The sequence below is a fragment of the Microbacterium sp. genome (genome assembly GCF_051953575.1).
Classification (GTDB): domain Bacteria; phylum Actinomycetota; class Actinomycetes; order Actinomycetales; family Microbacteriaceae; genus Microbacterium.
The window spans coordinates 1-4,669 of sequence record NZ_JBQCIP010000202.1; the positions used below are offsets into that span (position 1 = coordinate 1).

The window sequence follows — 4,669 nt, forward strand, 5'->3', positions numbered from 1 at the left end:
CGGCCTACCCGGGGACTCGGCGGGCCGCGTCAACATCCCCTGTCTGGCCTTGCTCCGGGCGAGGTTTGCCGTGCGGGTCGTGTCACCACGACCCCGGTGGTCTCTTACACCGCCCTTTCACCCTTACCCCGGCCGAAGCCGGGGCGGTCTGCTCTCTGTGGCACTGTCTCGCGGATCGCTCCGGGTGGGTGTTACCCACCGCCCTGCCCTGTGGAGCCCGGACGTTCCTCGGCGCGGGAGACCCGCGACGCGACCGTCCAGCCGACCCATTCGCATCCGTGAGTCTATCGGGGTGCGCTGGGAGACCTCGCCGCGTCAGTCCTTCATCGCGGTGTGGGCGATGCGCACGTCGAGCCGGAAGTCGAGCGGAAAACCGCCGAACAGCAGGCGCCCCGCCGCGTCGGCAGCGTCGACGACCGCCTGGGCGGCGGCGTCCGCATGCTCCTCGGGCGTGTGCACGATGACCTCGTCATGCAGGAAGAACGCGAGGTGCGGCCGGCGTGCGAACACGGGGCCCGACCGCGGCGCCGACCTGTCGGGGTCGACGGGCGCCATCGCCGCCAGGCGTGTGCGCAGATCAGCGAGCCATGCGAGAGCCCACTCTGCCGCGGTGCCCTGCACGACGAAGTTGCGGGTGAAGCGTCCTCGGTCGCGCGCCCAGCGCTTGGCGCGCGTCTCGTCCGCTCCGGATGCCTCGGCCTCGGTGGCCCGTGACTGCAGTGCCGCCCAGTCCGACGACGGCGGGGGCGAGCTGCGGCCGAGCCACGTCGAGACGACGCCGCCGTCCTCGCCGGTGCGGGCGGCCTCGTCCACAAGCCCCATCGCCCGGGGATACGCTCGCCGCAGACGCGGCACCAGCCGTCCGGACTCCCCTGTCGTCGCGCCGTACATCGCGCCGAGGATGGCGATCTTCGCCTCTTGCCGCGAAGCGACGGCTCCGCTCTCGACGACACCCGCGTAGAGGTCGCGACCGCGCGCCGCTGCGGCGAGGGCGGTGTCGCCCGACATCGCCGCCAGCACACGCGGCTCGAGCTGGGCGACGTCGGCGATGATGAGCCGCCAGCCCGGGTCGGCGCGCACCGCCTCGCGCAGCTGACGCGGCAGCTGCAGAGCGCCGCCGCCCGAAGAGGCCCAGCGGCCGGTGACGACCCCGCCAGGGATGTACACCGGCCGGAAGCGCCCGTCCGAGACCCATTCCGCAAGCCACGACCAGCCGTTGGCCGACAGCAGGCGCGACAGCTTCTTGTACTCGAGGAGCGGTTCGATGACGGGATGCCGCTGCTCGGCCAGTTCCCATCGGCTCGTCGAGTCCACCAGCACGCCGACGCGGTGGAGCGAGCGCAGAAGCTTGGGCTGCGAGTCCAGGCTCGCGGCCGGATCGCCGAGCGCCTCCCGCACGCGCGCGGCGGCCGCCGCCAGAAGCGCCGGCTGACCGCCCGCCAGTGGACGCTCGCCGAGAGTCTCGACGAGGATCCGGTCGTGCTCCGCCGCATCCCACGGCAGGCCGGCGGCGCGCAGCTCGGCGGCGACCAGGGCACCGGCGGATTCCGCCGCCGTCAGCAGGCGCAGCCGGCCAGGGTCGCGCGCGCCCGCGATGGCAGCTCGCTGACGCGCGAACTCGCCGTGAGCGTCGTCCACGTCTTCGGGCAGGCCCGGGCGCGTCGCGGCCCCGTCGAGTTCGAACAGGGCGGGGGCCGTGTCATCGGCGACGTGGGGTGCGGCATCCCATCCGCTCGACCGCCGGAGCGGATCATCGGGGGCGACGAGGGCCGAATCGCGCAGGATCGCGTGGCACAGGCGAAGGTCGTGGCAGCGTGCGACCCTCACGCCCGCGGCGAGAAGCGGCGGGTACCAGCGAGCGGTGTCGTTCCAGACCCACCGGGGAGCATGCTCGTTCTCGATGCCCGCGACCCACGCAGCGAGGTCTCGGTCGTCGACGTCGAGGCGCCGGGACGCGGATGCCTCCGCATCGAGCAGCAGCGCGGTCGCCCCGTGCGCGCCGCGGCCCAGCACGATCCAGGCGGGTGCCTCAGACGGGTCCACGGCCGGGGCGCGGGGAACGGCTCACAGGCCCGAGTCCACGTCGATGACGAGGATGCAGCCGCATTCCGGGCAGGTGACGACGTCGTCGTCGGCCGCTTGGCGCAGCACCTGCAGATCGGTGCCGGAGAGCACCATGTGGCACCCTTCGCAGGTGCGCGCCCGAAGGAAGGCCGCACCGGCGCTGCGGGTCGCGAGGCGCTCGTACAGCGCGAGGAGGTCGGCCGGAACGGTCGTGGCGAGGGCGGCGCGGTCGCGCTGGGCCGCCTCGAAGGCGGCGGTGGCCTCGGCGACGGCCCGTTTGCCGTCGGCGCTGAGCTCGGCGCCCTCGGCGTTCGTCGCCGCGATGAGCGCCTCCTGCTCGGCGACGGCCGCGTCTGCAGCCTCGAGCCGCTCCATGACGGCGAGCTCGGCGTCTTCGAGGTCGTCCTTGCGACGCGCGAGCGACGCCAGCTCGCTCTCGAGACTCTGCGCCTCTTTCGGGTTCGTGGAGGCCGCCAGGCGCTGGCTGTCACGCGCCGCGCGGGCATCGACCACGGCGACGTCGGACTCGATGCGCGAGAGTTCGGTGCGGATGTCGTCACGCGCCCCGAGCCGCACCGAGAGCTCCTGCGAGAGCTCCTGCCGACGCCCCAGCAGCTCCTGCACGCGCGCGGCCTGCGGCGGGTTCTTGCGCGCGTTGTCGGCCTGTCGGATGCGGGCGTCGAGCTGGGCGACCTCGACGAGGCGGCGCTGGTCTGCGTGGCTGGCGTTCACGGAACAAACCTACCGTGGGGCGTCGACGGCGAGTACGGCGAGGACTAGCATTCGACGACCGGTCCTTCCGACGACGAAAGGCACGAACGATGGGTGTTCTGCGTACGAAGTCCGTCGAGCAGTCGATCGCCGACACCGACGAACCCGAGTTCCGGCTCAAGAAGTCCCTGACGGCCCTTGACCTCACCGTGTTCGGCATCGGCGTGGTGATCGGAGCGGGCATCTTCACGCTCACCGGGCGCGCCGCGCACGAGGTGGCGGGACCGGCGATCGTGATCAGCTTCGTGGTCGCCGCGATCGCGTGCACGCTGGCCGCGCTCTGCTACGCGGAGTTCGCCTCGACCGTGCCCGTGTCGGGATCGGCGTACACGTTCTCGTACTCGTCGCTGGGCGAGCTGTTCGCCTGGATCATCGGCTGGGATCTGATCCTGGAGATGTTCCTCGGAGCGAGCGTCGTGGCCCAGGGATGGAGCGCCTACCTCGGCACGCTGCTCGCGCAGCTCGGCATCCCGATCCCCGCCGAGATCGGCTACGGCGGCACCGTCGACCTCATGGCGATCCTCCTCGTGGTGGTGCTCGGCGGACTGATGACGTTCGGCATCAAGGAGTCGTTGCGGGTCAACCTCGTGCTCGTGGCAGTGAAGCTCTTCATCGTGCTGTTCGTGATCGTCGCCGGGCTGCTGTTCGTGAACCCCGCGAACTGGGCGCCGTTCATCCCCGACCCGGCGCCCCGCGATGCCGCGACCGGCCTCAGCCAGCCGCTCCTGCAGTTCTTCTCCGGCATCGAACCGACGGCATTCGGCGTCGGCGGCATCTTCGCCGGGGCAGCCCTCGTCTTCTTCGCCTACATCGGATTCGACGTCGTGGCGACGACGGCGGAAGAGACCCGCAACCCGCAGCGCGATCTGCCCATCGGCATCATCGCCTCGCTGGTGATCTGCACGCTGCTGTACTGCGCGGTGGCGCTCGTGGTCACCGGCATGGTGCCCTACCAGGATCTGGATCCGGCCGCCGCCCTCGCGAACGCCTTCGCCTTCCACGGTGCGACGTGGATGGCCACGCTCATCTCGGCGGGCGCCGTCGCAGGCCTCACAACGGTCGTGCTGACGCTGCTCATCGGCGCGACCCGCATCATCTTCGCGATGTCGCGGGATGCCCTGCTGCCCCTCGGGCTGGCGAAGGTCCACCCCCGGTGGCGCACGCCGTGGGTCATCTCGATCATCGTGACCGTCATCGTCGCGGTCGTCGCCGGGTTCACCCCGGTCGGCCTTCTGGAAGAGATGGTCAACATCGGCACGCTGTCGGCCTTCGTGCTCGTCTCGGTCGGCGTGATCGTGCTCCGGCGCAAGCGACCCGATCTGCATCGCAGCTTCCGGGTGCCGCTCAACCCCTGGCTGCCGGGACTCTCTGCGGCCATCTGCGTCTACCTCATGCTCAACCTGACGGTCGAGACGTGGCTCCGCTTCCTGGTGTGGCTCGTGATCGGGTTCGTGATCTACTTCACCTACTCGCACCGGCACTCCCGCATCGGGCAGCCCGGCTACCAGGAGTTCGCACTCCCCCATGTCGTGTCGCACGAACGGGAAGGCGGCGAGGAGCGCGGGTGAGCGGCATCCATCGATCGAAGCGGTGTGGGCCCTGCCGGGATCGAACCGACGACATCCACGGTGTAAACGTGGCGCTCTACCAGCTGAGCTAAAGGCCCTCGGGGTCAGTCTACGAGGTGCGTCCCCGCGCTCTCGAACTCGCTAGGCTGGCAGGTGGTGCGTTGTGCCGGGCAGACAAAGCCCGCCCCGCTCCGGTAGCGATTCCCTGGCACGATCTGCCAGACGACGAAAGGTCATCTGTGACTGTCAACGATCAGGATCCGTAC

3 protein-coding genes, 1 tRNA gene and 1 other RNA gene are annotated in these 4,669 nt (G+C 70.8%); 1 reads left to right on the plus strand and 4 read right to left on the minus strand.

All coding sequences use genetic code 11. The features are described from left to right. The 3 genes from rnpB to ACTHNQ_RS12500 all read right to left on the minus strand — a co-directional run. Positions 1–269, minus strand: an RNA gene (rnpB, locus tag ACTHNQ_RS12490) — RNase P RNA component class A; the annotation flags it as partial. Positions 270–315: 46 nt separating this feature from the next. After that, the gene (locus ACTHNQ_RS12495; protein ID WP_440333815.1) at positions 316–2,043 is read right to left on the minus strand and encodes a bifunctional 3'-5' exonuclease/DNA polymerase; all 1,728 of its coding nucleotides are present in this window, start codon (positions 2,041–2,043) and stop codon (positions 316–318) included. 21 nt (positions 2,044–2,064) lie between these two features. Beyond that, on the minus strand, positions 2,065–2,796 hold the full coding sequence (locus tag ACTHNQ_RS12500; protein WP_440333817.1) for a zinc ribbon domain-containing protein: 732 nt from the start codon (positions 2,794–2,796) through the stop codon (positions 2,065–2,067). A gap of 89 nt (positions 2,797–2,885) precedes the next feature. Between ACTHNQ_RS12500 and ACTHNQ_RS12505 the strand changes: the two genes are divergently transcribed. Continuing rightward, on the plus strand, positions 2,886–4,403 hold the full coding sequence (locus tag ACTHNQ_RS12505; RefSeq protein WP_440333819.1) for an amino acid permease: 1,518 nt from the start codon (positions 2,886–2,888) through the stop codon (positions 4,401–4,403). 25 nt (positions 4,404–4,428) lie between these two features. Here the strand turns inward: ACTHNQ_RS12505 and ACTHNQ_RS12510 are convergent. Further along, positions 4,429–4,501 (minus strand) — tRNA-Val (locus ACTHNQ_RS12510). Positions 4,502–4,669: the final 168 nt, after the last annotated feature.

Coding starts and splice junctions, on each gene's coding strand:
- ACTHNQ_RS12505 (WP_440333819.1), top strand. CDS start 2,886: ATGGGTGTTCTGCGTACGAAGTCCGTCGAGCAGTCGATCGCCGACACC.